Below are 2,967 nucleotides of genomic sequence, written 5' to 3'. Positions count from 1 at the left end.
CAAGAAACCTGACAATTAAAGAGAAATATATTTCTGGTCAAGCGACCAAGGGCATAAGGTGAATGCCTTGGCACTGAGAGCCGAAGAAGGACGTGATAAGCTGCGAAAAGTCTCGGGGAGGAGCAAATATCCATTGATCCGTGAATATCCGAATGGGGAAACCCACTTGAGCAAACCTCAAGTATCTTGTTGTGAATACATAGCAACAAGAGGGAATAGTTGGTGAACTGAAACATCTAAGTAGCCAGACGAAAAGAAAGAAAAAATTCGATTTTCAAAGTAGCGGCGAGCGAAATGGAAAGAGCCCAAATTAAGTCAATGAAGAAGAAGGATAGTAGAATGGTATGGGAAGACCAACCGAAGAAAGTGAAAGTCTTGTAAACGAAATCTAACTGATTCTGACTTAGAAAGAGTAGCATGGGACACGAGAAATCCTGTGTGAATATAGGGGGACCACCCCCTAAGGCTAAATACTACTCAGTGACCGATAGAGAATAGTACCGTGAGGGAAAGGTGAAAAGAACCCCGGGAGGGGAGTGAAATAGAACCTGAAACCTTATGCCTACAAGCAGATAGAGTCTTAAGAGAGATGATATCGTACTTTTTGTAGAACGGGCCAGCGAGTTATGGTGTGCGGCAAGGTTAAGTAATGAAGTTACGGAGCCGTAGGGAAACCGAGTCTGAATAGGGCGGATAAGTCGTATGCCATAGACCCGAAACCAGGTGATCTATCCATGAGCAGGTTGAAGTGAAAGTAAAATTTCATGGAGGACCGAACCGGGTAGCGTTTAAAAGCTATCGGATGACTTGTGGATAGGGGTGAAAAGCCAATCGAACTTGGAGATAGCTGGTTCTCCTCGAAATAGCTTTAGGGCTAGCCTCAATTTAGTTTACAGGGGGTAGAGCACTGAATACCGTAGGGGTGTTAGACATTACCGAAAGTTATCAAACTGCGAATACCTGATAAATGATGATTGGGAGTCAGACTATGTGGGATAAGCTTCATAGTCAAAAGGGAAAGAGCCCAGACCACCAGCTAAGGTCCCTAAATATAGATTAAGTGGTAAAGGATGTTTTACTACTTAGACAACCAGGATGTTGGCTTAGAAGCAGCCATACATTTAAAGAGTGCGTAATAGCTCACTGGTCAAGTGGTAGAGCGCCGAAAATGAACGGGGCTAAAATCTAATACCGAAGCTGTGGACTAATGAAAATTAGTGGTAGAGGAGCATTGTGTAAGGGGCGAAGCTAAGTTGGAAGACGAAGTGGACTTTACAGAAGAGAGAATGCTGGCATGAGTAGCGAAAAGGAGGGTGAGAATCCCTCCCGTCGAAAGCCTAAGGATTCCTGAGGAAGGCTCGTCCTCTCAGGGTAAGTCGGGACCTAAGCCCAGGCTGAAAAGCGTAAGCGATGGACAACAGGTTGAGATTCCTGTACTATCTTTGAATGTTTGAGAGATGTACTGACGCAGGAGGATATGTTGAGCGTGTGAATGGTAGAGCACGTCTAAGCAAGTAGGTAGAGAATAGAGGCAAATCCCTATTCTTAATATCGAGATGCGATGGGGAGCGAAAAATAAGTAGTGAAGCAACAGATTCCAAACTGCCAAGAAAAGGTACTATTGAGTGAGAAGATACCCGTACCAAAACCGACACAGGTAGGCAAGGAGAGAATCCTAAGACGCGCGGAAGAACCTTTGTTAAGGAACTCGGCAAAATGACCCCGTAACTTCGGGAGAAGGGGTACCATTAGATGTGAAATGCATACGTATGGAGCATAGAGTGGTCGCAGAGAATAGGCCCAAGCAACTGTTTACCAAAAACACAAGTCTCTGCTAAATCGAAAGATGAAGTATAGGGGCTGACACCTGCCCGGTGCTGGAAGGTTAAGGGGAAATGTTAGAGCAATCGAAGCATAGAACTTAAGCCCCAGTAAACGGCGGCCGTAACTATAACGGTCCTAAGGTAGCGAAATTCCTTGTCGGGTAAGTTCCGACCCGCACGAAAGGTGTAATGATTTGGGCACTGTCTCAACAAAGGATCCGGTGAAATTGTAGTAGTCGTGAAGATGCGACTTACCCACGATAGGACGGAAAGACCCCGTGGAGCTTTACTGTAGGCTGGCATTGGAATTTGGTATTAAATGTACAGGATAGGTGGGAGACAATGAAGCGAGAGCGCCAGTTTTCGTGGAGTCAACGTTGGGATACCACTCTTTTGATACTAAATTTCTAACTTGATACTCTGAAGCGAGTATAAGGACACTGTCAGTTGGGCAGTTTGACTGGGGCGGTCGCCTCCTAAAGAGTAACGGAGGCGTTCAAAGGTTCCCTCAGAATGGATGGAAATCATTCTAAGAGTGCAAAGGCAAAAGGGAGCTTAACTGCGACACCAACAAGTGGAGCAGATAGGAAACTAGGACTTAGTGATCCGGTGGTACCGAGTGGAAGGGCCATCGCTCAACGGATAAAAGCTACCCCGGGGATAACAGGCTTATCTCCCCCAAGAGTTCACATCGACGGGGAGGTTTGGCACCTCGATGTCGGCTCGTCTCATCCTGGGGCTGGAGTAGGTCCCAAGGGTTGGGCTGTTCGCCCATTAAAGAGGCACGCGAGCTGGGTTCAGAACGTCGTGAGACAGTTCGGTCCCTATCCATCGTGGGCGTAGGAAATTTGAGAGGAGCTGTCCTTAGTACGAGAGGACCGGGATGGACAGACCGCTGGTGTATCAGTTATCATGCCAATGGTAATGCTGAATAGCTAAGTCTGGAAGGGATAAGTGCTGAAGGCATCTAAGCACGAAGCCCCCCTCAAGATGAGATTTCCTGTTGCAGCAATGCAAGAGAGATTCGATACAGAAAATGTCGTAGATAGGTCAGAGGTGTAAAGGTGGCAACATCAAAGCTAACTGATACTAATAAATCGAAAGCTTGACCAGAAATATATACTCTTTAATTGGAGGATTTCAA

General features: G+C 46.2%; 1 rRNA gene. It reads left to right on the top strand.

The features are described from left to right. Nucleotides 1–35 precede the first annotated feature (35 nt). Nucleotides 36–2,936: ribosomal RNA gene (locus tag LW893_RS07105) — 23S ribosomal RNA — on the top strand. Nucleotides 2,937–2,967 lie beyond the last annotated feature (31 nt).

It is taken from the genome of Parvimonas micra (assembly GCF_021300775.1).
GTDB lineage: Bacteria > Bacillota > Clostridia > Tissierellales > Peptoniphilaceae > Parvimonas.
Note: the sequence above shows the minus strand (reverse complement) of the source record. Positions and strands in the feature narration are given on the sequence as shown.